At 42.4% G+C, this 356-nt stretch carries 1 pseudogene; it reads left to right on the top strand.

The annotated features are described in order from the left end of the window. Positions 1–31: 31 nt before the first annotated feature. A pseudogene (locus KNQ02_RS15705) lies at positions 32–356 on the top strand (transposase); the annotation flags it as partial.

Genomic DNA, 356 nt, shown 5'->3' with positions numbered 1-356 from the left:
AAAACGAAATCAACCCCATCGTTCTGAAAACATCACGGTCACACTCGAACAATTGGTTCCTGCGGACCACTTGGTCCGCAAGGTCGATCAGGTGATGGACTTTCAATTCATCTATCCATTGGTTGAAAAGTTATACTGTGAAAATAACGGAAGACCTAGCGTGGATTCTGTTCTCTTAATCAAGATGGCTCTCCTTCAATATTTATTCGGTATTCCTTCTATGCGGAAGACGAAGAAATCGAAACGAACGTCGCCTATCGTTGGTTTCTAGGACTTGGATTGGATGAAAAGGTTCCTCATTTTTCAACCTTCGGAAAAAACTATGTCCGACGCTTCCAAGACACGACGATTTTTGA

The sequence above is a fragment of the Exiguobacterium sp. s102 genome (assembly GCF_018618635.1).
Lineage (GTDB): Bacteria > Bacillota > Bacilli > Exiguobacteriales > Exiguobacteriaceae > Exiguobacterium_A > Exiguobacterium_A oxidotolerans.
The sequence above is the reverse complement of the archived record's forward strand: the minus strand, read 5'-3'. Positions and strand labels throughout refer to the sequence as shown.